This window comes from Pseudomonas sp. DL (assembly GCF_047199225.1).
GTDB lineage: Bacteria > Pseudomonadota > Gammaproteobacteria > Pseudomonadales > Pseudomonadaceae > Pseudomonas > Pseudomonas aeruginosa.
Genome location: NZ_CP178323.1, coordinates 264,411 through 284,681 on the forward strand (window position 1 = coordinate 264,411; position 20,271 = coordinate 284,681).

The following is a 20,271-nucleotide window of genomic DNA, read 5'->3' on the forward strand; positions in this document are numbered from 1 at the left end:
AAAGCGTCAATTCGATAATCGTGCTTCCGTTCGATATTCGAACGGAATACTAACCAGTTCGTACATTTTGCGTTGCCCGTCAGTTGGCGCAAACCAATAATCGGCTTGCCGGGCGAGCGGTCTCAGCGACCCGAAGTGGCTTCCCGGCGCATCCCGCGCGGGCTATCCGCGCCTCCGCCGTTCCGCCGCCGGCCCTCGCGCGGCGCCAGGCGCCGTAGGGCGCATTGAGGAGTCGAAGCATGCAGCGTTCGATCGCCACCGTATCCCTGAGCGGCACCCTGCCGGAAAAGCTCGAGGCCATCGCCGCCGCCGGTTTCGACGGGGTGGAAATCTTCGAGAACGACCTGCTTCATTACGACGGCAGCCCGCGCGACGTACGCCGGCTGTGTGCCGACCTGGACCTGGAGATCCTGCTATTCCAGCCGTTCCGCGACTTCGAGGGCTGCCGCCGGGAACGCCTGGAGCGAAACCTGGAGCGCGCCGAACGCAAGTTCGACCTGATGCAGGAACTCGGCACCGACCTGGTGCTGGTGTGCAGCAACGTCGCTGCCGATGCCCTCGGCGAACCGGCGCTGCTGGCCGATGACCTCCGGCAGTTGGCCGAGCGCGCCGCCGTCCGCGGCCTGCGCATCGGCTACGAGGCGCTGGCCTGGGGGCGCCAGGTGAACACCTGGGAGCAGGCCTGGGACCTGGTGCGGCGGGCCGACCAGGCGAACCTCGGGCTGATCCTCGACAGCTTCCACACCCTCTCGCTGGACGGCGATCCCCGCGGCATCGCCGATCTTCCGGGGGAAAAGATCTTCTTCGTGCAGATGGCCGACGCGCCCTTGCTGGCAATGGACGTGCTGGAATGGAGCCGGCACTTCCGCTGCTTCCCGGGTCAGGGCGGCTTCGACCTGGCAGGCTTCCTCGCGCCGGTCGTCGCGTCCGGCTATCGCGGTCCGCTGTCGCTGGAGGTCTTCAACGACGGCTTCCGCGCCGCGCCGACTCGCGCCAACGCCGTCGACGGCCTGCGCTCGCTGCTCTACCTCGAGGAGAAGACCCGCGAGCACCTGCAACGCCAGACGCCGCACGTGGCGGTGGACGAGCTGTTCGCGCCGCCGCCGGCGAGCCTCTGCGACGGCATCGAGTTCCTCGAGTTCGCCGTCGACGAGACGCTCAGCGCGCGCCTTGGCCAGTGGTTGCAGCGACTGGGCTTCGCCAGGGCCGGCGAGCACCGTTCGAAGAATGTCAGCCTGTTGCGCCAGGGCGACATCAACCTGGTACTGAACGCCGAGCCCTATTCCTTCGCCCACGGTTTCTTCGAGGCCCACGGACCGTCCTTGTGCGCCACCGCGCTGCGCGTGCGTGACGCCGGCCAGGCGCTGGAGCGCGCTCGTGCGTACGGAGGCCAGCCGTACCGCGGACTGCTCGGCCCCAACGAGCGGGAAATCCCGGCGGTGCGCGCCCTCGACGGCAGCCTGCTGTATCTGGTCGAGCGGCACACCGAGGGCCGCAGCATCTACGACAGCGACTTCGTGACGAACGACGCCGACACCTCCGGCCTCGGCCTGCGGCGCGTCGATCACGTGGCCCTGGCGCTGCCCGCCGAAGGCCTGGACAGCTGGGTGCTGTTCTACAAGAGCCTGTTCGACTTCGGCGCCGATGACGAGGTGGTGCTGCCCGACCCCTATGGCCTGGTCACCAGTCGCGCCGTGCGTAGCCCCTGCGGCAGCGTGCGCCTGCCGCTGAACATTTCCGAGGACCGCAACACCGCCATCGCCCGTTCGCTGTCCAGCTATCGCGGTTCCGGCGTGCACCACATCGCCTTCGATTGCGCCGACATCTTCGCCGCCGTGGCCCAGGCCAAGGAGGCCGGGGTCGCACTGCTGGAAATCCCGCTGAACTATTACGACGACCTCGCCGCGCGCTTCGACTTCGACGACGAGTTCCTCAGCGAACTGGCCTACTACAACGTCCTCTACGACCGCGACGCCCAGGGCGGCGAGCTGTTCCATGTGTTCACCGAGCCGTTCGAGGAGCGCTTCTTCTTCGAGATCCTCCAGCGCCGCCACGGCTACGCCGGCTACGGCGCGGCCAACGTGCCGGTGCGCCTGGCGGCGATGGCGCAAGCGCGGCGGGGTGTGCGCCGGGTCAAGCTGTGAGAATTGTCGGGGCTCCGGCAGGTGCTCTTCCTACAGCCGGGCGGGCCCCGCATAATCGGCCGCAATTCCCGCCGGCCACGAGTGAGTCACCGATGTCCAAGCCTGATCCCGCCGTCGTGGAGGAATCCGCTCCGCGCGGCAAGGGACGCAAGAACAATCCCGAGAAGACCCGCCAGGACATCCTCCGCGCCGCCATCGACGAGTTCGTCGCCCAGGGCCTCTCGGGTGCGCGGGTGGACGCCATCGCCGAGCGCACGCATACCTCGAAGCGGATGATCTATTACTACTTCGGCAGCAAGGAGCAGCTCTACCAGGCCGTGCTGGAGAAGCTCTACAGCGACATCCGCGGTATCGAGGGCACCCTGCGGCTGGGCGCGCTGCCGCCGGCCAAGGCGATGGAGAAGCTGGTGGAGTTCAGCTTCGACTACCACGACCGGCACGTGGATTTCGTGCGCATCATCAGCATCGAGAACATCCACAAGGGCGAGCACATCGCCAGCAGCGAACTGGTGCAGAGCGTCAACAGCTCGATCGTCCAGAGCATCGCCGAGATTCTCCGCCGCGGCGAAGCGGAAGGGGTGTTCCGCGCCGGGCTGGAGGCGCTCGACGTGCACATGCTGATCAGTTCGTTCTGCTTCTACCGGGTGTCCAATCGCTACACCGTGTCGCGGATCTTTCGCACCGACCTGCACGACGCCGAGGTTCGCCAGCGGCACCGGCGGATGATTGGCGAGGCGGTATTGCGCTACATCCGTGCCTGACTCCGGTCCCCTCTCCCCTTGGCGGGAGAGGGGCGCCACTCAGTCGCCCAGGCTGGCGAAGTGCGCCTGCATGCGCGCGGCGTCGGCCGCCACCCCGCTGAACAGTTCGAATGCCTTCACCGCCTGGAACACCGCCATGGTGCCGCCGTCCAGTGTGCGGCAGCCGAGGGCGCGGGCGTGGCGCAGCAGCTCGGTTTCCAGCGGAAAGTAGATCACCTCGGCGACCCACAGGTCGGCGCGCAACAGTTCCGCCGGCACCGGCATGCCGGGTAGCTTGGCCATGCCCACCGGGGTGGTGTTGACCAATCCCTGGGCGTCGCCCAGGGCGCCGGCCAGGTCGCTGCCGGCGAGCGCTCGTGGCGCGCCGAAGTGCTGGTTGAGGTTGTCCGCGAGGGCCTGGGCCCGCGCCGGGTCGACGTCGAACAGGACCAGCCGCTCGACGCCCTCGGCGAGCAGCGCATGGGCCACTGCCGCGCCGGCGCCGCCCGCGCCCATCTGCACCACGCGCTGGCGCGGCGCGCCGGCCAGGCCGCGCCGAAAGCCCTCGGCGAAGCCCAGGCAGTCGGTGTTGTGGCCGATGCGCCGGCCATCGCGCAGCACCACGGTGTTCACCGCGCCGATGCCGCGTGCCTCGGCGGAGAGGTCGTCGAGCAGGGGGATGATCGCCTGCTTGCAGGGGAAGGTGACGTTCAGCCCGGTGAAGCCGAGGTCGCTGGCGGCGGCGAGCAGGAACTCCAGGTCGTCCGCCGACTTGCCCAGCGGGTCGAGATCGATCAGCCGGTACAGATAGCGGATGCCCTGGGCGTCGCCCTCGCGCTCGTGCAGGGCAGGGGTCCGCGACGCCTGGATGCCGGCACCGATCAGGCCGGCGAGAACCGATCGCGGCGCGCTCATGCGGCCGCCTCGAAACGCTCGGCGAAATGTTCCAGGGCCAGGCGGTAGCCGAGGCTGCCGAATCCGCAGATCACCCCCAGCGCCACCGGCGAGACGTAGGAGTGGTGGCGGAACGCTTCGCGCTGGTGGACGTTGGACAGGTGCACTTCGACCACCGGCAGTTCCACCGCGGCCAGGGCGTCGCGCAGCGCCACCGAGGTGTGGGTCCAGGCGGCGGGGTTGATGACGATGCCGGCGACCCGGCCGCGGGCCTGGTGGATCCAGTCGAGCAGTTGGCCTTCCTGGTTGGTCTGGCGGAAGTCTACGGCGAAGCCGCGCGTTTCGGCGAAGGCCGCGCATTCGTCGGCGATTTCGCCCAGGGTCCGCCGGCCGTAGGTCTGCGGCTCGCGGGTGCCGAGCAGATTCAGGTTGGGGCCGTTCAGGACCAATACCGTGCGCGTCATGGCGCAGCCTCCACAGCAATGATGTCATCGATGCCGGGAAAATGTACCGAACGGTTACTTTTGTAAACCGGACGCCGTCGCCAACGGGACGAAAGCGTTCGATTATCGGCGTCCGCTCACTCGCCTGCCGCCGGTTGCGTCGCGCCGCGGCCGCGCAGGGTCATGTCGGGCAGTGCCGAGGCCACCGCCAGGCCGAGCAGCGCCACCGCCGCGTTAACCAGGAAGAGCACCTTGAAGGCATCCGCGAGGACATGCTGGAGGATCACCCGGGCCGGCCCGCTGGCGGCGTCCAGGCTGCTCAGCAGGGCGCTCTCGGAAAAGCCCTGGTCGAGCCCGCCGCCGATCCGCAGGTGCTTGAGCAGGGCCAGCAGGATCGCCGACATCAGCGCCACCCCGACCGCCCCGCCGAGGGAGCGGAACAGCGTCGCGTTGCTGGTGGCGACGCCGATGTGGCGTTGCTCCACGGCGTTCTGCGCGGCCACCAGGCTGGTCGGGAACTGGGTACCGATGGCGATCCCGGTGAGCAGCATGCACAGCCCGGACAGCCAGTGGTCGCCGACCGGGACCAGGGCCAGGCCGGCGATGCCGCAGGGCAACAGGACGGCGCCGAGCAGGATCAGCGGCTTGTAGCGTCCCAGGCTGGCGGTCAGCCGCCCGCAGCAGTACGCGCCCAGCGGCAGGCCCATGACCAGCGGCAGCAGATGCAGCGCGGCGCTGTCGGCACCGGCGCCGGTAACGCTCTGGTAGCGCAGCGGTACCAGCACGGTCAGCGAGATGGCCTGGAAGCTGGCGAAGAACGCAACCAGCCAACTGAGGGTGGCGGCGCGGACGGCGAACAGTTGCATCGGCACCAGCGGTTCGCGGAAGCGCCGCTCCTGGGCGACGAACAGCAGCAGGGCGAGCGCCGCCAGGGCGAACAGGCCGAGCAGCGCAGGGTCGCTCCAGGCTGCGCCCTGGCCGATCTGGGTGATGGCCAGGAGCAGCGCGGTGAGGCCCACCACCATCAGCACGATGCCCAGGTAGTCGATCACCGGTTGCCGGCGCGGCACCGGCAGGCCGACCAGGGTCCGCCGCGAGATGGCCAGCGCGAGAAGGCCGATCGGCAGGTTGATCCAGAATACCCAGCGCCACGACAGGTACTCGGTGAGCAGGCCCCCGAGCACCGGGCCGGCGACGCTGGCGATGGCGTACATGCTGCTGAAGTAACCCTGGTAGCGGCCGCGCTCGCGCGGCGGGACGATGTCGCCGATGATCGCCTGGCTCACCGCCATCAGCCCGCCCGCGCCGATCCCCTGCAGCACTCGCGCCAGCACCAGTTGGCCCATGCTCTGCGCGAGCCCGCAAAGCAGCGAGGCGGCGGTGAACACGACGATGGCGAAGAGCATCAGACGGCGGCGGCCGTAGAGGTCGCCGAGCTTGCCGTAGATCGGCATCGATACGGTCATCGCCACCATGTAGGCCGAGATCACCCAGGCCAGCAGGTCGAGGTCGGCGAAGTCGGCCGAGATCGCCGGCAGGGAGACGGCGACGATGGTCTGGTCGAGGGCGCTGAGGAAGATCGACAGCATCAGGCCGGCGAGGACGGTACGGACGGCGGGCGGGTTCTGGGCGAGATCGGACAAGACGGCACCTGGGGCGGACGGAACGCGAAGGCAGCGGGCATCATACTGCGCCTGGGGTAGGACAGGTGCCGCGGAGAATCGATCCGTGGGCCGTCTTTCGTCGATATCCGCCTGCGCCAACGTTGCGTCCCGCCTTGGGAAAGGTGCCCCGGCGTTGCGCCGGGGTGGCGCGGCCTACTCGATTTCCTCGTAGGGCAGGCCGACATAGTTCTCGGCGATGGTCGCCAGGCCCGCCTCGGAGCCCAGGTAGTACTCCAGTTCGGTCTGCTGGATGCGCTGGCTGAACGCGTCGGTGTCGGGGAAGCGATGCAGCACCGAAGTCATCCACCAGGAGAAGCGTTCGGCCTTCCAGATCCGCCGCAGGCAGATTGCCGAGTAGCGTTCCAGCAGTTCGCCGCGCCCTTCGCGGTAGGCCTTCAGCAGCAGCCGGTAGAGCGTGCTGACGTCGCTGGCCGCCAGGTTCAGTCCCTTGGCGCCGGTGGGCGGCACGATGTGCGCGGCGTCGCCGGCGAGGAACAGCCGGCCATGCTGCATCGGCTCGACCACGAAGCTGCGCAGCGGCGCGATGCTCTTCTCCAGCGAAGGTCCGGTCACCAGTTTCTCCGCCACCTCGGACGGGAGTCGCGCCTTCAGTTCCGTCCAGAAGCGCTCGTCGGACCAGTCCTCGACCTTCTCCGACAATGGCACCTGCACGTAGTAGCGGCTGCGGGTGGCCGAACGCTGGCTGCACAGGGCGAAGCCGCGCGGATGGTTGGCGTAGATCAGTTCGTGGCTGACCGGCGGGGTGTCGGCGAGCAGGCCGAGCCAGCCGAACGGATAAACCCGCTCGAAGACCTTCAGCCGCTCCGCCGGGATCGATTGCCGCGAGATGCCGTGGAAGCCATCGCAGCCGGCGATGTAGTCGCAATCCAGGCGCAGCCGTTCGCCGTCGCGTTCGAAGGTCACGTAGGGGCGCTCACCTTGCAGGTCGTGCAGGCGCACCTCGGCGGCCTGGTAGACGGTAGTGGCGCCGCAGGCTTCGCGGGCCTCCATGAGGTCGCGGGTGACCTCGGTCTGGCCGTAGACCATCACCGTCTTGCCGCCGCTCAGGCGCTTCAGGTCGATGCGCCGGCGCTGCCCGGCGAAGGCGATCTCCACGCCTTCGTGGACCAGCCCGTCGCGCGCCATGCGCCGGTCGACGCCGGCCTCGCGCAGCAGGTCGACCATACCCTGTTCCAGCACGCCGGCGCGGATGCGGCCGAGCACGTAGTCCGGGGTCTGGCGTTCGAGGATCACGTTGTCGATGCCGGCCTTGTGCAGCAACTGGCCGAGCAGGAGGCCGGACGGACCGGCGCCGATGATGGCGACTTGAGTCTTCATTGCGGATAGCCCTCTCGCTGTTATGGCTGGCCGGCGGCGCATGCGCCGGCGCTGATCTTGTCTGGAGGTGGCTGTATTTTTGTTTGCCGTGGAGTGCTATAGAAGGCAAATTGCCGATCTATTTCTGGACTTTTATAAAGTCTGTTCGGCAATCGGCCATTTCGCTCGGAGGGCTCGATGACGGATTCCATCCGCGACGTCCCGGTGTTCAAGCTCTACGGCGCTCCCCTCGAATGGCCGACCCCGGACCTGCTGCACTGCGAGTCGATCCCCGCCCGCAGTCGTCTGCACGACTGGGAGATCAAGCCGCACCGGCACGCCGATCTCGCTCAGTTGCTCTACGTGCGCAAGGGCTGGGCGCAGCTCCAGGTCGAGGGCGAGCCGACTCGCGTCGAGCAGCCTTCCATCCAGTTCGTACCGCCGTTGTGCATCCATGGCTTCCAGTTCTCCGAGCGCATCGACGGCTACGTGCTGACGGTCGCCGCACCGTTGCTGGCGCGCTTGCAGGCGCACCTCGGCGCGCAGCGCCAGGCGCTGGAGGCGCCGGGGTTGTACCCGGTGGGCGCGGACCGGCGCTATATCGACACGCTGTTCGACGCCATAGACGGCGAGTACGCCGGCGCTGCGCCGGCGCGCGAGCTGTTGTTGCAGTCGCTGATCGGCGTGCTGGCGGTGTGGCTGGGGCGGCAGGTGATGGTCCGGCGGGCGGAGGCACGGCCGGGTCGTGGTCAGGAATACCTATCGGCCTTTTCGCAACTGGTCGAGCGGCATTTCCGCGAGCACCTGGGAATCGACGAGTACGCGCGTCGCCTGGGCATCTCCCCGGCACACCTGAACAGCGTGGCGCGCCGCCTCAGCGGGCAGACCGCACTGGGCATCGTGCACCAGCGCCTGCTGCTGGAGGCCAAGCGCGACCTGGTCTACACGGCGATGACGGTGAACGAGATCGCCGACCGCCTCGGCTTCAGCGAGCCGGCCTACTTCACCCGTTTCTTCAAGCGCCTGAGCGGCGTCTCGCCGAGCGCTTTCCGCAAGGGCGACTAGTGTTCGCGGCGCAACTGGACGATCTCCAGCGCGCGTCCCTCGTCATCACGCGGGCGTCGGCCGCTCTCGACGAAGCCGCAGCGCGCGTAGAACCCCAGCGCCTCGCGGTTGGCGGCGTAGACCTCGACTTCCAGCGCGCCCTTCAGGGTTGCCGCGTGCTCCACCAGTTGCCGGCCGATCCCGCGCCCGTGGGCCACCGGAGCGACGAAAAGGCCGCCGATGAAGGCATCGAGCAGGCCGATGAAGCCCAGCGGCGTATCGCCGTCCAGCGCCAGCCAGGTTTCCGAGGCATCCAGATAATGATCGCGAACCAGTGCCTTCTGCTTCTGCAACTCGGCTTCGCCGAGGAAACCATGGCCGACGCGCGAGGCCTCCAGCCAGATGGCCAGGGTGGCATCGCGGTCGGCGGGAATGTAGCGGCGGATTTTCAGCGGAGAGGACATGGCGGCAGCTCGCAACGGGAACAGCCGCGGATTATCGCGTGAGCCGGCGGGAAAAGGGTAGGTCCGGCATGTACGCTTCAGTCGCCGCGGATGTACTGTTCCAGTTGCTGGATCAGCTCGGCCTGCTCGGCGATCGCCGCCTTGACCAGGTCGCCGATGGACAGCAGGCCGAGCAACTGGCCGTCTTCCACGACCGGCAGGTGGCGCAGGTGGCGATCGGTCATCAGGTTCATGCAGGTGTCGACGCTCTGCTTCGAGTCCACGCTGACCACCGGCGCGCTCATGATCGCGCTGATCGGCGTACCGATGGACGAACGGCCCTTGAGGACCATCTTGCGCGCATAGTCGCGCTCGCTGACCACCCCTACCACCTCGCCATGGTTCACCACCAGCAGCGCGCCGATGTTCTTTTCCGCCATCAGGCGCAGGGCGTCGAGCACCATCTCGTCCGCTCCGATGGTGTACACCTGCTGGTTCTGCTTGGCGTTCAACAGTTGTGCCACGGTTTTCATACGCGCCCCTCCGGAGCCGTTCTCACGTCCAGCAAGAATCGTAGACGGCGAGCGGATCGGCAAGCGGGGAAAACGGCATCGAACCGATTGAAAAACGTCATCATCGCTTTCCCGACGAAGGTAGGGCCCGCGCTATTAGTCTTTCCCTGCGGGGCTAGTGCAGCACCCGTGCGAGCCCTTCCGGCGACTGGCCGGTGACGTAGCAATGGCGGTGCCGGTCGAGGCTGAGCGGGTGGCCGGCGTCGGTCAGCAGCCTGGCGATGCCCTCGAGGTGTTCCTTGACGTTCACCTGGTATTCCTGCTCGGTCAACGGCACGACCCACAGCAGGTCGACCGGATGCGCCGACAGGGCGAAGCCGTCGAACAGGGAGGCATCCTCCTCCAGCGGCGCCGGGAGGAGAAGGAAGTGCCGCAGCAGGCTCTGCTCGTAGAGCGGGAAGCCGAACGCCACCGCATGTCCATGTCCCAGGGCGAGGCGCTCGTGGAATGGCAGGCCGGCGAGCCATTGCAGGTGGCGCAGGTCATCGCCGCCCAGTTCGTCGAGATAGCAGATCAGCTCGGCGGACCAGCGCGCCTTGCCCATGTAGGGCGCGAAATGCATCGGTGCCTGGCTCATCCCGGCGGTGATCACCACATGGTGCGGCCGCCGGGTGCTTTCCAGGCGATAAGCGAAGACCGCCATTTCCGGCGCCGCTACGCAGTGTCTCCAGAAGTCCCGGCAATCCAGGGTCATGGCGGGCGCACAACCGAAATGGGCGTCGTATTTCTCGCGCAGCCGGGCGATGTAGTCGTTCATCTTCGGTCCTCTGGACTTAGCGGGTGGGGCCGGACATGGGGCGCCGGGGGCGCGGCCGTTTCCATGCGAGGGCAGACCAGTGATGGCTGATCCTGGTTGCCGTTGGGTGACCAATGGAATGCGAACGGCGACTGCCGAGAAATCGGCTCGTTCCGAGAGAGGCGAGAGGCTTTCCTTCTTGGTGCGTAGGAAAGCGCTGAGGGCAGCTGAGGGTATCTGTCGGGAACGGAAAAAAGCCCGTCGGGAACGGGCGAAGAGGGAAGCTTACCAGGGCAGCGGGAAGTGGCCTTCCGCGCGCAGGTAGTCAGGATCGGGGGTGAATGGGTCGATCTTCTGCCGCTCGCTGCAACCCTGGCGTTCGCAGTCCCGCAGGCGCTGCAACGGCGAGCGGTCGTCGCGCTGGATGCGGATGCCTGTGACAGGCGCGCCTTCGGAAAGGCTGTAGCTGCGGCCGCTCTCGCAACCGGGCAGGGTCAGGCAAAGGCAGAGGAGCAGGGTGGTGTGCGGGTGTCGTGGCATTGCAGGTCGAATGGGCTTGCGAAGGCCGCCCATGCTATCAATCGGCCAGCAAATAGGGGGCCGGATGGACAGTCCATGACCGGGATGAGAGTTGCTTCGCAAACCCGGAGATGCCCTCGAAAGGCTATTGCCTCACGCGGGAAAGCCCGTCGAAGGCCCACAGCAACTTGCCCAGGACGAGGGTCAGCGCCTCTTCTTCCGGGCCGGAGCCGAGACCCGCCAGCAGCCTTTCGTCGAGCCCTGCGACCTGTGCCAGGGCCTGCTCGAACACCGCCTGTGCCGCGGGGCTGCGGCGCACCAGCACGGCGCGCCCGTCGTCCGGATCCGGCAGGCGGCTGACCCAGCCGCGCCGCACCAGCCGTTCGATGGTCCGGCCCAGCGCAGTGCGGTCGGTCTGTGAGTGCTCGATGAGCACGCTCATCGGCACGTCACCGTCGAAGGCGTGGATGATCCGCAACGCACGCCATTCATGCAGCCCCAGTTCGAGAGGGGCAAGCAGGGCGGTGAGTTGCCGTTCGCGCTGGCGGACGATCTCCGTCATCAGGTACAGCGGGCCTTGGGGCAGCCCCAGTGCGTTTGTCTCGGTCATTGGCCCGGTCACCTTCCTCGATCCTCTTTCGCCAGGGCGGGGATTGTAGCGCTCAGGCGTCGCCGAATCCGTAGTCGCTCCAGCGTTCTTCGACTCGCCTGCGCAGCGCCGTCGGATAGGCGTGGCGGAACGACGCCGTAGCGGCACGCATTTGCCCGGCGAACTGTTCCGGGTACAGGCAGTTGATCACCAGCCGACCGCCGCTGCCTCGTGCCTTGTCCTCGGCATCGAGGTAGGGAACCATCGGGAAGTCACGGATCTGCGGGAAGGCGAAATGGTCGTGCAGCGGATGCGCGCGGGTCGCCAGCGCCCATACCACCTGGTCGATCTCGGTGACGTCGATGTCGTTGCCGACCAGGATCAGCTTCGGCACCAGGTGTCCGGCATGCGAGCCGAAGACGGTCTCGGCGACCCGTGCGGCGAAGGCCGCGGCGTCGGTGCCCAGGGCCGCCAGGCGCTGCACGTCGATCGACAGCACGGCCCAGCAGGTCGCCGCCTCGTAGGAGCACCAGACCATGTCCACCGGCAGTCCGGCGTTCTGCGCCACGTCCAGCAGTTGCGCGGAAATCATGGTGCCCCAGATGGTGTGGTTTTCCTCCGGTGGCGTGCCGGCGACGCAGATCGGCAGGATCGGCTGGTCGCGGAAGCTCAGCGCATGGACGTGGAACAGCGGCTGCGGCTTGCCGGTGGGGAAGGAATAGCCGTGGTATTCGCCCATCGGGCCTTCCAGCGCGGTTTCGTCGAGGCTGATCTCGCCCTCCAGGACGATCTCGGCATTGGCCGGAACCCACAGGCCGTTGGTCTGCGTGCGCACCACCTCCACCGGCTCGCCGACCAGGGCGCCCACGTAGCCGGCTTCGCTGACCCCCTCCGGCAACGGCATGCCGGCCGCCGCGAGTGCCGCTGGCGGTGCGCCGAGGGCCATCGCCCAGGGCGTTGGCTTGCCCTGGCGGCGCCACTGCTCGCGGATGATGCCGATGTGCTGGGTGGGAATGGTCGGACCCGCCAGGGTGTTGCGGTCCACCAGCATCAGCCGGCCCACCGACCAACTGTCCCAACTGCCGTCCGGCGTCTGTACCACGTGGAAACCGTAGGTGCCGAAATAGCGCCCGCCGTCCTGCTCATGGAGCAAGGGAACCGGGAAGCGGGTCAGGTCCACCTGCTCGCCGAGCCAGACGTTTTCCTGCACCGGCCCGCGCTCCAGCCGGCGCGGCGCGATCGGTTCCGCGCGCATCGCGGCGCGCAGCATGGCCACGATGTCCCGCGGCCCGCTGTGTTCCGGCAGGCCGAAATGCAGCGCCAGGCGCGAATGGGCGCGGGCCCTGTCGGCGCGCAGGCCGGCCGGCGCGCCCAGTACCCGCGCGCCGGGCAGGCTGTCGCGGATGTTGTGGAACAGCGGGGCGGGTGCGCGGCGTTCGTAGACCCGGCGGGTGATGGCGCCGATCTCCAGGTTGGCGTCGACCTCGGTGTGCACGTCCACCAGGTCACCCTGGCGACGCAGGTGGTCGACGAAGTGGCGGAAATCCAGGGCGCTGCGGTTCATCGGCTCGCCACTCCATATAAGTGCGTGTGCACGCATCCTATTGAATGGTTCCAGGCGAGGTCAAGAAGTGCTGCGCTCCGTTCCGGGGATTCGTCGGGCCGTCGTGGCACGCGGCAAACCCCGCAGTGGCCGCTCAACGCACCATATAGTCCATCTGCCATGGCCGCGGAATCACCAGTGCCAGCAACGCGAGAAGAGCCGCCAGCGCTGCGCTCGCCGCCATCGCCGCGAGGCCCAGTTGCTGTTCCAGTAGGGCGCCGAGCACCGCGCCGACGCACATGCCGCTCCAGGGCACCAGTTGCACCCGCCAGCCGTTGCGCCGCTCGCCCAGCAGCCAGCGGCCGAGGCCGCGGCCGAAGCGGGAGAGGGCGCCGGTGACGTAGGTCAGGCCGATGGGCAGGCCGTTGACCTGCTCGACCACGGCGTTGAGCATGCCCATGGCGAGGATCGCGGCGACCAGCGCCGGCACGTTCCAGTCGAATGGCCAGACCGCCGACAACGCCAGCAGCATCGCGCAGCAGACCAGGATCGGCGCCGCCCGGCGCCCGCTGAAGCGCGCCAGTATCACTCCCAGCGCGTTGCCGACGACGAAACTGGCCAGGGCGACGCTCAGCCGCACCAGCCCGCCGAAGTCGCCCTCGCCCAGCGATACCGCCAGGCGCGTGGTGTTGCCGCTCATGAAGGAAACGAAGTCGCCGGTGGCGAGGAAACCGATGGCGTCGGTCATGCCTGCCAGTACCGACAGCCCGGCCACCAGGCCGAGCCCGACACGCCCGCGCGTCCGCCGCAAACGAAGGCGCCGCGCGCTGCTACCCACCATGCTGTCTGGAAGCATCCGGAGAAACCACCCGCAGGAAGAGAAGGTCCGCCCCAGTGCGGACTCCCGATCTTAAGGCTCTCCCCAGGGAAAAGGCCAGGGGCGAGGCGGAGCGTCTGGGGCCGAAGATCCTGGTCAATCGGCAATGACAGTGCGGGGCGGGGCCTCAGATATCGAATACCGGTACCTGGTTTCCACCCAGTACCTCGATCTTGTCGGTCCGGTAGACCACCATCGCCTTGCTGCAGGTCACCGTGGAACGACCCTCTTTGCTGGCATTGAGATACACCGTGCCCTTGCCGGCGTAGACCGCTCTCGCGTTGGCGGCGATGCGCAGCTCGAGGGCCGCCGCTTCTCCGTCCTCGTCCCCGGCGAAGTCGCACCCGTAGAGGGCGATGGCCAGTTCCTTGCCGAACAGTTCGAGAAGGGTCGCACCAAAGGCCTGGGGCTCGACGAACTGCTTGCCCTGGACACGCCGGGCCATGACGTCCGCGGTGCTCTCGCCGTGGGGGTTGCCCAGCCAGAGTTGGCCAGCCGTGCCGTGGGTGGCGATGAGGATCGTATCGATGAAGTACTGTTCGCCGCTCTCCGCGGCAACCTTGCCTAGATCCCGAACCAACTGGGCGTAGTTGGTATCTGCCTTGATCGCGAAGGCCGGCTTGTAGAGCTTGTTCCGCGCATAGGCGACGACCGCCTCCGCGAAGGCGCTGCCGGAGTCGCCTCTCCGGATCTCCTGCTGGAAGTCGTGGTAGATGACCAGGACCGCCCCTTTCCTGACCGGGCCGCTGAGCCCTCCCTTGACGATGTCGAGGGCGAAACGGAAATTGGCGCTGAGCACCTGGGACGCATGGGTAGGAAAGGTATCCGTATCGGTCAGCAGTTCTACTTCGGTACCGACCAGCACCTCCTTTCGTTCGTCGCCCTCCGCCCAGGGCGTGTCGTCCACATCCGTTCCGTAGATCCTTGCGTCCAGGTCGACCTCGACGAGCGTACTCACTGTGAAGGGCACCAGAAGCTCTTCCGGGCCGAGTCGATTCTTGACCACGGCGCCCTTGCCTTGCTTGGCGATTTTCGTGACTACGCCATGCCATGAGCGCATCCTGTTGCTCCTGTGGGAGTCCTGGTAGGAACGGCATCCGAGCATGCAGAACTATAGACGTGAAACGGCCAGCCCCGAGGAACTATCCGCCGATCGACCCTCCATCTGGCCCCGGCCTTGGGTGCCATTCCCGGCCGGACAGGATCGGTTGCTCTGGTCTCTGCGGCGAGGGACAGGCGCTGCTCGGCGGAGCGGGTGGCGGTGAGGCAGGTCTTGTCTAGTCCTGAAATAGGTTTACACCTGCTCAGGTAGGCCGATAGGCCTCAAAACGCCCGATGCACCGCATCGGGCGTTTTGTTTTTCAGGGCCATGTGAGGCCGCTCTGTGTTGTAGATCTGCACGGCTTCAGCAACCATCTTCCTTGCCTGCTCCAGATTTTCAGGGCTACTCAGCAGCAGCTCTGTTTTGAGGATCCCGTAGATGCGCTCAGCTAGCGCGTTCTGGTAGCAGTCATATCCGTCAGTCATCGAGCACTGGACGCCATGCCGTGCATGCAGTGACTGATACAGCGCCGAGCAATATTGAATACCGCGATCCGAGTGGTGGACCAGTGACTGGCGACGCTGCCGTTTGCGTAGGGCCTGCCTAAAGGCTTATGCAACTGACTTGGCATGCAGGCTTTCATGCACATGATGGCCAACAATTTTTCTGGAATACGCATCCGTTACCAGGCTTAGGTACAGCGGGCCGCTACTGGCTGGCAGGTAAGTAATGTCCGCCGCCCAAACGTGCTCCGGTCCTGACGGGACAACCTGGTTCGGGCCTGACTTGAGTAGGTTCGGATGGCGGTAGAAGGTGAAAGCTTTGTGTTGTCTTGTGATACGCCCGCTTGGGCAACACCAGCAAACGGCGCTCTCCCAGGACCTGAAATAGTCGGTCTCGGCCAATTTGGAGCCGCCTATCAGGCTGGCAATGCAGCAGATAGTGCAGCTTTCGTGTGCCTAGTCGTGGCTGACGTATCCGGATTTGTTGAACAAATTCGACAACCCGATCTGCCTGGCGTGCTTTGCTATCAGCAGCTCGATTGCGCTTGTAGTAAGCCTGTCGGCTCATGCCAAGAAACTGACAAGCCCTGGCAATGCTCAGTCCTGCGACTTGACCTTGCGAGAGGACTTGCCGGATCGCTTTTTTACGACCGATACACCGTAATCATTTTTCAGGACATCGACGACGGTCTCGAAGAACTGATCCTTCTGGCTCATCAACTCAAGCTGCTGCTCAAGCTCTTTGATCCGCTGCTCTGGAGTGAGCGTTTTGGGGTCAGACATCGCGCAACTCCTCTCGGCCCGAATCGACGCCCCTTGGCTCCAATCCTGCCGACCATGCTTGCGCAACCATACCAGAACCGTCGACCGGCCCTGGATGCCATACCGCACCTGGGCCTGCTTGTAGGTCACCTTTCCTTGTCATCTGACGAAAACTCCATCTGGCGCGGGACACCATCGACCTATAAATCGTCCTGCCAGTCGGTGCTGGGTTTGAGGCTGCTCAGGAACTCTTCCAGGGCATAGTCTTCGCCGGGCGGCAACCGGGTCGTGAGCCGACTGGCGGGCGCCACCGGGTCGGCCGATGGCGGCGGACCGTCGCCGCTGGCGGTCTGCGGCAGCAGGTCGACGCCGAACGGGTCGTGAACGGGCTTCTTCCCCGGCGTCGGCGAGCTGATGCCGATCAGGGTCGCCTGGTCCTTGCGCCGCAACGGCATCACCATGCTGCTGTCGCCGTTGAGGTAGCTGGCCATGGTCGCCAGGGTGATGCCAACGAAGGGCGAGGCCGCGCCGGTGTCGCCCAGGCGCTGGGTCAGGTCGTAGCTTTCCCGCGAGTCCAGCAAGTCCAGCGAACTCTGCGCGGCGCCCAGCGCCGGGGTGAGTTCGGCCAGCGGCGTGGCGTTCAAACCGCCGTCGTAGAACAGCCGGGCGGGCGCCGGCCTGAGCCCGGCACTGGCCGTCTTCCAGGCAGCGGCCAGTTGTGCGGTGAGAGCTTCGCGCTTGAGCCGTTCGCCGGTATCCGGGTGGGTCAGCGGCACACTCACCGGCCGATGCAGCCTGGCCAGCACCGGCAACGCATCCCACTGCTCCAGAGCCCGCTCGGTCCAGGGCTGGGGAATGAACGGCGTGGGGCGGAACTCCACCGGCGGCTTGCGCCAGCCCCAGCCACGGAACTCGGGGTCGATCCGGTTTTCGTTGACCTTGGTGTAGGGGGCGAACTGGCGTAGCCAGTCGACCCGCTCGGGGCGGCCGACGATCAGGGCGACCATTGCATCCGTAAGCGTTCCAGGTATCCGAGGGCCTGACACAGCGCCTAGTGACTTGAATGTTACATCTCTACTGGAAAGCGCCCCCGCCATACTGATGCCTTCATTCGCATACACCAACACTGCTGGCAAGTCAGGGTTGCGTTCGAATAAACTGAACAACGCCTCCAGTACTCCTTCAGGCGTATCGTTACAGATAATGCCATCCTGCAAATTGGCAATCCGATGCCAATGCAGTCCAGCCGGAACACGGAGATCATTGACTTTTACTGACAGGCTTTCCCGCGTCTCCTCCGGAGTGAAGCGTAGGTTAGGAGTGCTCGGATCCCAACCACGCACCACCGTCACCGTCGGTATCGGCCATTTCTCCAGGAAGTTTTTCAGCCCTAGTTCCAAGGCGTCCGCTTGGCGCTTTTCATACGCCATATCCTTGTCATCCGCAGACGTCGGATACTTCTTCGGGTCCATCGGCAGGATGCTGCCGACATGCAACGCCTCGGCCTGTGCGGCATTCTGCTCCTGCAAGGCCTTCCACACTTGCCCCTGGCGAAACACATCCAGGCTCATGCCTATGCTGAGCACGTCCAGGGTTTCCAGGCGCGGCGAAGTTGTCGGTGGGTGATAAGCATCAGCGGACATGGTGGCCTCCTTGGCCGGGGCGTAGGCGGTAACGGACGTGGCCGGACTGGCAAAGCAGCGCATCGAGGATAGCGGCGACTCGGCCGCCTGCCCCACAGGGCAGTTCAAAAGGACGCCAACGAGAGAGAAAGCTGAGAGCATCAAGCGCATTAGATTGTCCCCCCAAAGCGCACCGCCTGCTCGTGGTAACGATCTAGGATGGTTTGTGTCCCGACTAGGGAAGGCAGTCTATTTCCTACTACCACAGGGAACTCGCCACTCTTGCGGTAAGCTACGGTGGCGTCTATTAACTGGCTGTTTTTAGATTCTTCCGCACGGTACAAAGCACGCACCTCTTCATCCGGCAGATCAACAGACGCATCACCTTGACTAAATATTCCTTTGTCCGAAGCCTTCCAATCCAACCGCCAATCCGCCACCCGACACAGATACTGATAGAAAACCACATCATCCACGCTGTCCCCGGCCCCGATGGCCAGGTCATAGGCCAGTACCCGCCGGTTATGCTCCGGGTTGTTGGGTATGGCCGAGTGGAACGACAAGGGCTCCAGATGGCCCTCCGCCGTCTGCAGGCGCAGCCGGGCCTCGTAGGGAGTTTCCGCGCGGGTGACCAGAACCATGCCGGTGCCCAGTTCACGAGCGGAAAACACATGGGTCTGCTGGGCCAATTCCTTGCCTTCGTTCAACGCCCTCTCCACGCTGCGCGCGTCGCGCCCGTAGCGGTACGCCAGCGCGGCGTCCACCTGTTGCGCGACGGCGTGCCCGCTGTCCTTTTCCTTCCAGCCGCCGTTGCTTACGCCGATGGCGGCGTCGATCGGATCGAGGGTATCGCGCACCTGATAGACGCCGCTGGCGGAGTTCTCTCCCGGCGCCGTGACGGCTCCGTCGAAATCGAATCGCGCTTCCGTCGGCAACGGCAGACGCGGCGCGGTCAGCAGCACGTTGTCGCCCTGGTCGAAGTTCGCCCGGCCGAATCTGTCCTTGCCGCCCAGCCCGGTGTCTTCCCAGGTCTTCTCGCCGGCCAGCAGAAGAGGATAGACATGGGGAGGGGCGTGCCCGCCGATCTTTTCCTTCTCGCCATTGCGCTTGCGTACGGTGAAGATGCGCTGGTGAAAACCCTGCGGCAGCCCGGTCCTTCCCGGGAGCCCCTTGACCTGCTCAGCAATGCCGCGCCAGCCGATACCCTGGACGTTGGCAAGTCCCACCGTCTGGTCCTGGGGCGTGAAATACAGGTAGACACTGCCGCGATTGTCGCGCTCATCGAAGCTGAGCCGTTCCCCGTCGATGGTCGTCTGGCAGCCCTGGCCACCCACCCAGCCGGGGCCGCCTATCGCGCCGTAGCCTTGGCGGTTGCGCAACGCGACGCTGCTCAGCGCGGGGACCGGATGGCGTCGGCCGCAGATGAACTCGAGGATACCTTTGAGCGTGGCCAGCCGCGCCTCTCTGGTCTGCTGGCTGCTCCAGCCCTGGAGCTTCTCGTTGAGGGGTTCGAACAGGCCGTAGGGTGAGTTGAGCATGATCACCCCGTCCGCCGGCGCCACGCCGTCATCCTTGAGGAAGGCATGTGCCAGCAGGGTCAACAGGGTGCCCTGGCTGTGCCCGACGACATTGATGGTGTCGTCGGGGTAACGCTTGCGGATGATCTTGATCAACATGGCCAGGCGCATGGCCGCAAGGACCATGTACTTGCGCCCTGCCGCCGAAAACAGCGGATGGGTCATGGTGCCGCCGAACCAGTCCAGCGAGATGAAACCGAACAGCTTGCCGTTGAAACCCTGGCCCCACATGTCCGGCAGGTTGGTGGTGGCATTGACGAACTGCCCGCCTTCCTTGGTGCCGGACTTGTCCAGCCGGTTGCCGTTGCGGTCCAGCCATTCGCCGTGGGCCGCGGTCTTGTTGATGTATTGCTCTTCCTCGCGGAAGCCCCAGTAGAAAGGTACGACTACGCTGCGTACGGCGGCCCCGCCGGCGCCACTGGCGAACTTGCGCCGGTAGTAGACGATGTCGGGGTTCTCCGCCTTGCCTTCGTCGTCCGCCGGCAGGCTGTAGCCCGCCGGCGTCAGGTAGCCGGGATTGGCCTGCCCGCCGGGCAAGGTCGGCGGCATGTCCAGGCGTTCATTGAGCCCCTGGCAGAGCCCTCGCTCGATCCGTTCGTAGCAACCCGCGAGATCGTTGACGCCATGCACCACGATGGTCACGCAAGGCTTGGGCGGAGGCGGCACCAGGTGCACGTCGCCGCCCTTGGGCAAGGTGATGGACTGGGCAGAGACGATCGTCCTCGACCGAACCCTATCGTTCATGGCTTCTCTCCTTGCCGCTCCTCGGCGTTGCGTCGTGCCAGGCAGGTCGCTTCGTCGAGCAGCATCCAGTTGCCAGGTTCGCCGGCCAGGCAGAATTCGACGGCAATGCTGGAAACCGTTTGCCGGTGCCGACGGCTACGCTCGTTGAAATGAATGAATGCGTTGTAGCTCCCATCTGGCTGCAAGCGCTCCGGCCGGCGCAGGAGCACGCTGGAGCCGGGATAGTCGCCGAAGACCTCGATCTCCCCGGCACGCCACCCGGGCGGGAGCTCGATCCGCCACAGCGTTTCCTGGCAATGGCTGCCGACCCGCCGACATACCGAAACACGGGTGATCTCGACGTCGTTGGTTTCCGCCAGCAAGGGGCGTAGATCCAGTGTCACGCGCCCGGAGCCGGCGTGCACCGGGATCTGCGGTGGCAGTTTGGAAACGGCCAGGGCCTGGGCGCTTCCCAGGCCGAACAGGCAGGCAATGAGCAAGGTCTTGCATTTCATTG

Annotated in this window: 18 protein-coding genes and 1 pseudogene; 3 read left to right on the plus strand and 16 right to left on the minus strand. The window is 66.1% G+C overall.

Features of this window, described 5'->3' with window-relative positions; genetic code table 11:
- Positions 1 to 239 precede the first annotated feature (239 nt).
- Both quiC and ACI766_RS01205 read left to right on the plus strand, forming a co-directional pair.
- A complete protein-coding gene (quiC, locus tag ACI766_RS01200) occupies positions 240 to 2,144 on the plus strand; it encodes a 3-dehydroshikimate dehydratase QuiC (protein ID WP_003162034.1) in 1,905 nt (634 codons plus the stop codon).
- 92 nt (positions 2,145 to 2,236) lie between these two features.
- Positions 2,237 to 2,905, plus strand: coding sequence for a TetR/AcrR family transcriptional regulator (locus tag ACI766_RS01205; protein WP_003101858.1), 669 nt, complete (start codon positions 2,237 to 2,239; stop codon positions 2,903 to 2,905).
- A gap of 39 nt (positions 2,906 to 2,944) precedes the next feature.
- Here ACI766_RS01205 and ACI766_RS01210 read toward each other — a convergent pair whose 3' ends face one another.
- From ACI766_RS01210 to pobA, 4 genes are all read right to left on the minus strand, one after another.
- The gene (locus ACI766_RS01210) at positions 2,945 to 3,799 is read right to left on the minus strand and encodes a shikimate dehydrogenase (RefSeq protein WP_058161589.1); all 855 of its coding nucleotides are present in this window, start codon (positions 3,797 to 3,799) and stop codon (positions 2,945 to 2,947) included.
- The gene (aroQ, locus tag ACI766_RS01215; RefSeq protein ID WP_003106162.1) at positions 3,796 to 4,242 is read right to left on the minus strand and encodes a type II 3-dehydroquinate dehydratase; all 447 of its coding nucleotides are present in this window, start codon (positions 4,240 to 4,242) and stop codon (positions 3,796 to 3,798) included. The genes ACI766_RS01210 and aroQ overlap by 4 nt, the downstream gene beginning before the upstream one ends.
- Positions 4,243 to 4,358: 116 nt before the next feature.
- Positions 4,359 to 5,864, minus strand: coding sequence for an MDR family MFS transporter (locus ACI766_RS01220; protein WP_003121661.1), 1,506 nt, complete (start codon positions 5,862 to 5,864; stop codon positions 4,359 to 4,361).
- A 174-nt stretch (positions 5,865 to 6,038) separates the two neighbouring features.
- Entirely contained in the window at positions 6,039 to 7,223 is a 1,185-nt protein-coding gene (gene pobA / locus ACI766_RS01225; RefSeq protein ID WP_003121662.1) for a 4-hydroxybenzoate 3-monooxygenase, read from the minus strand.
- 177 nt (positions 7,224 to 7,400) lie between these two features.
- Between pobA and ACI766_RS01230 the strand changes: the two genes are divergently transcribed.
- Positions 7,401 to 8,267: a helix-turn-helix domain-containing protein gene (locus ACI766_RS01230; protein ID WP_003160998.1), complete on the plus strand. Its 867-nt coding sequence runs from the start codon at positions 7,401 to 7,403 to the stop codon at positions 8,265 to 8,267.
- Here ACI766_RS01230 and ACI766_RS01235 read toward each other — a convergent pair.
- The 12 genes and pseudogenes from ACI766_RS01235 to ACI766_RS01290 all read right to left on the minus strand — a co-directional run bounded on the left by ACI766_RS01235 (position 8,264) and on the right by ACI766_RS01290 (position 20,269).
- Positions 8,264 to 8,710 (minus strand): GNAT family N-acetyltransferase, encoded by a 447-nt coding sequence (locus ACI766_RS01235; protein WP_087823915.1) that lies wholly within the window; start codon positions 8,708 to 8,710, stop codon positions 8,264 to 8,266. The genes ACI766_RS01230 and ACI766_RS01235 overlap by 4 nt on opposite strands.
- A 77-nt stretch (positions 8,711 to 8,787) precedes the next feature.
- Positions 8,788 to 9,222, minus strand: coding sequence for a CBS domain-containing protein (locus ACI766_RS01240; RefSeq protein ID WP_003112686.1), 435 nt, complete (start codon positions 9,220 to 9,222; stop codon positions 8,788 to 8,790).
- A 154-nt stretch (positions 9,223 to 9,376) separates the two neighbouring features.
- Positions 9,377 to 10,018: a suppressor of fused domain protein gene (locus ACI766_RS01245; protein WP_003118118.1), complete on the minus strand. Its 642-nt coding sequence runs from the start codon at positions 10,016 to 10,018 to the stop codon at positions 9,377 to 9,379.
- Between the two features lie 264 nt (positions 10,019 to 10,282).
- Positions 10,283 to 10,570: a hypothetical protein gene (locus ACI766_RS01250; RefSeq protein WP_003123838.1), complete on the minus strand. Its 288-nt coding sequence runs from the start codon at positions 10,568 to 10,570 to the stop codon at positions 10,283 to 10,285.
- A 91-nt stretch (positions 10,571 to 10,661) separates the two neighbouring features.
- Positions 10,662 to 11,138 carry a MarR family winged helix-turn-helix transcriptional regulator gene (locus tag ACI766_RS01255; protein ID WP_012613475.1) on the minus strand — a complete coding sequence of 159 codons (477 nt, stop codon included), beginning with the start codon at positions 11,136 to 11,138 and terminating at the stop codon, positions 10,662 to 10,664.
- 40 nt (positions 11,139 to 11,178) lie between these two features.
- Positions 11,179 to 12,669 carry a UbiD family decarboxylase HudA gene (hudA, locus tag ACI766_RS01260; RefSeq protein ID WP_003118119.1) on the minus strand — a complete coding sequence of 497 codons (1,491 nt, stop codon included), beginning with the start codon at positions 12,667 to 12,669 and terminating at the stop codon, positions 11,179 to 11,181.
- Between the two features lie 133 nt (positions 12,670 to 12,802).
- The gene (locus ACI766_RS01265; protein WP_003106170.1) at positions 12,803 to 13,489 is read right to left on the minus strand and encodes a YoaK family protein; all 687 of its coding nucleotides are present in this window, start codon (positions 13,487 to 13,489) and stop codon (positions 12,803 to 12,805) included.
- A 163-nt stretch (positions 13,490 to 13,652) separates the two neighbouring features.
- The gene (locus tag ACI766_RS01270) at positions 13,653 to 14,585 is read right to left on the minus strand and encodes a hypothetical protein (RefSeq protein ID WP_003106171.1); all 933 of its coding nucleotides are present in this window, start codon (positions 14,583 to 14,585) and stop codon (positions 13,653 to 13,655) included.
- Between the two features lie 263 nt (positions 14,586 to 14,848).
- Positions 14,849 to 15,991, minus strand: a pseudogene (locus tag ACI766_RS01275) (IS3 family transposase); the annotation flags it as partial.
- Between the two features lie 41 nt (positions 15,992 to 16,032).
- Entirely contained in the window at positions 16,033 to 17,625 is a 1,593-nt protein-coding gene (locus ACI766_RS01280; RefSeq protein ID WP_277608258.1) for a DUF2875 family protein, read from the minus strand.
- Complete coding sequence (locus ACI766_RS01285) at positions 17,625 to 19,775, minus strand: DUF3274 domain-containing protein (protein ID WP_076938810.1); 2,151 nt, start codon at positions 19,773 to 19,775, stop codon at positions 17,625 to 17,627. The genes ACI766_RS01280 and ACI766_RS01285 overlap by 1 nt, the downstream gene beginning before the upstream one ends.
- On the minus strand, positions 19,772 to 20,269 hold the full coding sequence (locus tag ACI766_RS01290; RefSeq protein WP_003112696.1) for a hypothetical protein: 498 nt from the start codon (positions 20,267 to 20,269) through the stop codon (positions 19,772 to 19,774). Before ACI766_RS01290 ends, ACI766_RS01285 begins: the two co-directional genes overlap by 4 nt.
- Positions 20,270 to 20,271 lie beyond the last annotated feature (2 nt).

Coding starts and splice junctions, on each gene's coding strand:
- aroQ (WP_003106162.1), bottom strand. CDS start 4,242: ATGACGCGCACGGTATTGGTCCTGAACGGCCCCAACCTGAATCTGCTC.
- ACI766_RS01290 (WP_003112696.1), bottom strand. CDS start 20,269: ATGAAATGCAAGACCTTGCTCATTGCCTGCCTGTTCGGCCTGGGAAGC.
- hudA (WP_003118119.1), bottom strand. CDS start 12,669: ATGAACCGCAGCGCCCTGGATTTCCGCCACTTCGTCGACCACCTGCGT.
- ACI766_RS01250 (WP_003123838.1), bottom strand. CDS start 10,570: ATGGGCGGCCTTCGCAAGCCCATTCGACCTGCAATGCCACGACACCCG.
- pobA (WP_003121662.1), bottom strand. CDS start 7,223: ATGAAGACTCAAGTCGCCATCATCGGCGCCGGTCCGTCCGGCCTCCTG.
- ACI766_RS01265 (WP_003106170.1), bottom strand. CDS start 13,489: ATGGTGGGTAGCAGCGCGCGGCGCCTTCGTTTGCGGCGGACGCGCGGG.
- ACI766_RS01245 (WP_003118118.1), bottom strand. CDS start 10,018: ATGAACGACTACATCGCCCGGCTGCGCGAGAAATACGACGCCCATTTC.
- ACI766_RS01230 (WP_003160998.1), top strand. CDS start 7,401: ATGACGGATTCCATCCGCGACGTCCCGGTGTTCAAGCTCTACGGCGCT.
- ACI766_RS01270 (WP_003106171.1), bottom strand. CDS start 14,585: ATGCGCTCATGGCATGGCGTAGTCACGAAAATCGCCAAGCAAGGCAAG.
- ACI766_RS01240 (WP_003112686.1), bottom strand. CDS start 9,222: ATGAAAACCGTGGCACAACTGTTGAACGCCAAGCAGAACCAGCAGGTG.
- ACI766_RS01285 (WP_076938810.1), bottom strand. CDS start 19,775: ATGAACGATAGGGTTCGGTCGAGGACGATCGTCTCTGCCCAGTCCATC.
- ACI766_RS01235 (WP_087823915.1), bottom strand. CDS start 8,710: ATGTCCTCTCCGCTGAAAATCCGCCGCTACATTCCCGCCGACCGCGAT.
- ACI766_RS01210 (WP_058161589.1), bottom strand. CDS start 3,799: ATGAGCGCGCCGCGATCGGTTCTCGCCGGCCTGATCGGTGCCGGCATC.
- quiC (WP_003162034.1), top strand. CDS start 240: ATGCAGCGTTCGATCGCCACCGTATCCCTGAGCGGCACCCTGCCGGAA.
- ACI766_RS01280 (WP_277608258.1), bottom strand. CDS start 17,625: ATGCGCTTGATGCTCTCAGCTTTCTCTCTCGTTGGCGTCCTTTTGAAC.
- ACI766_RS01205 (WP_003101858.1), top strand. CDS start 2,237: ATGTCCAAGCCTGATCCCGCCGTCGTGGAGGAATCCGCTCCGCGCGGC.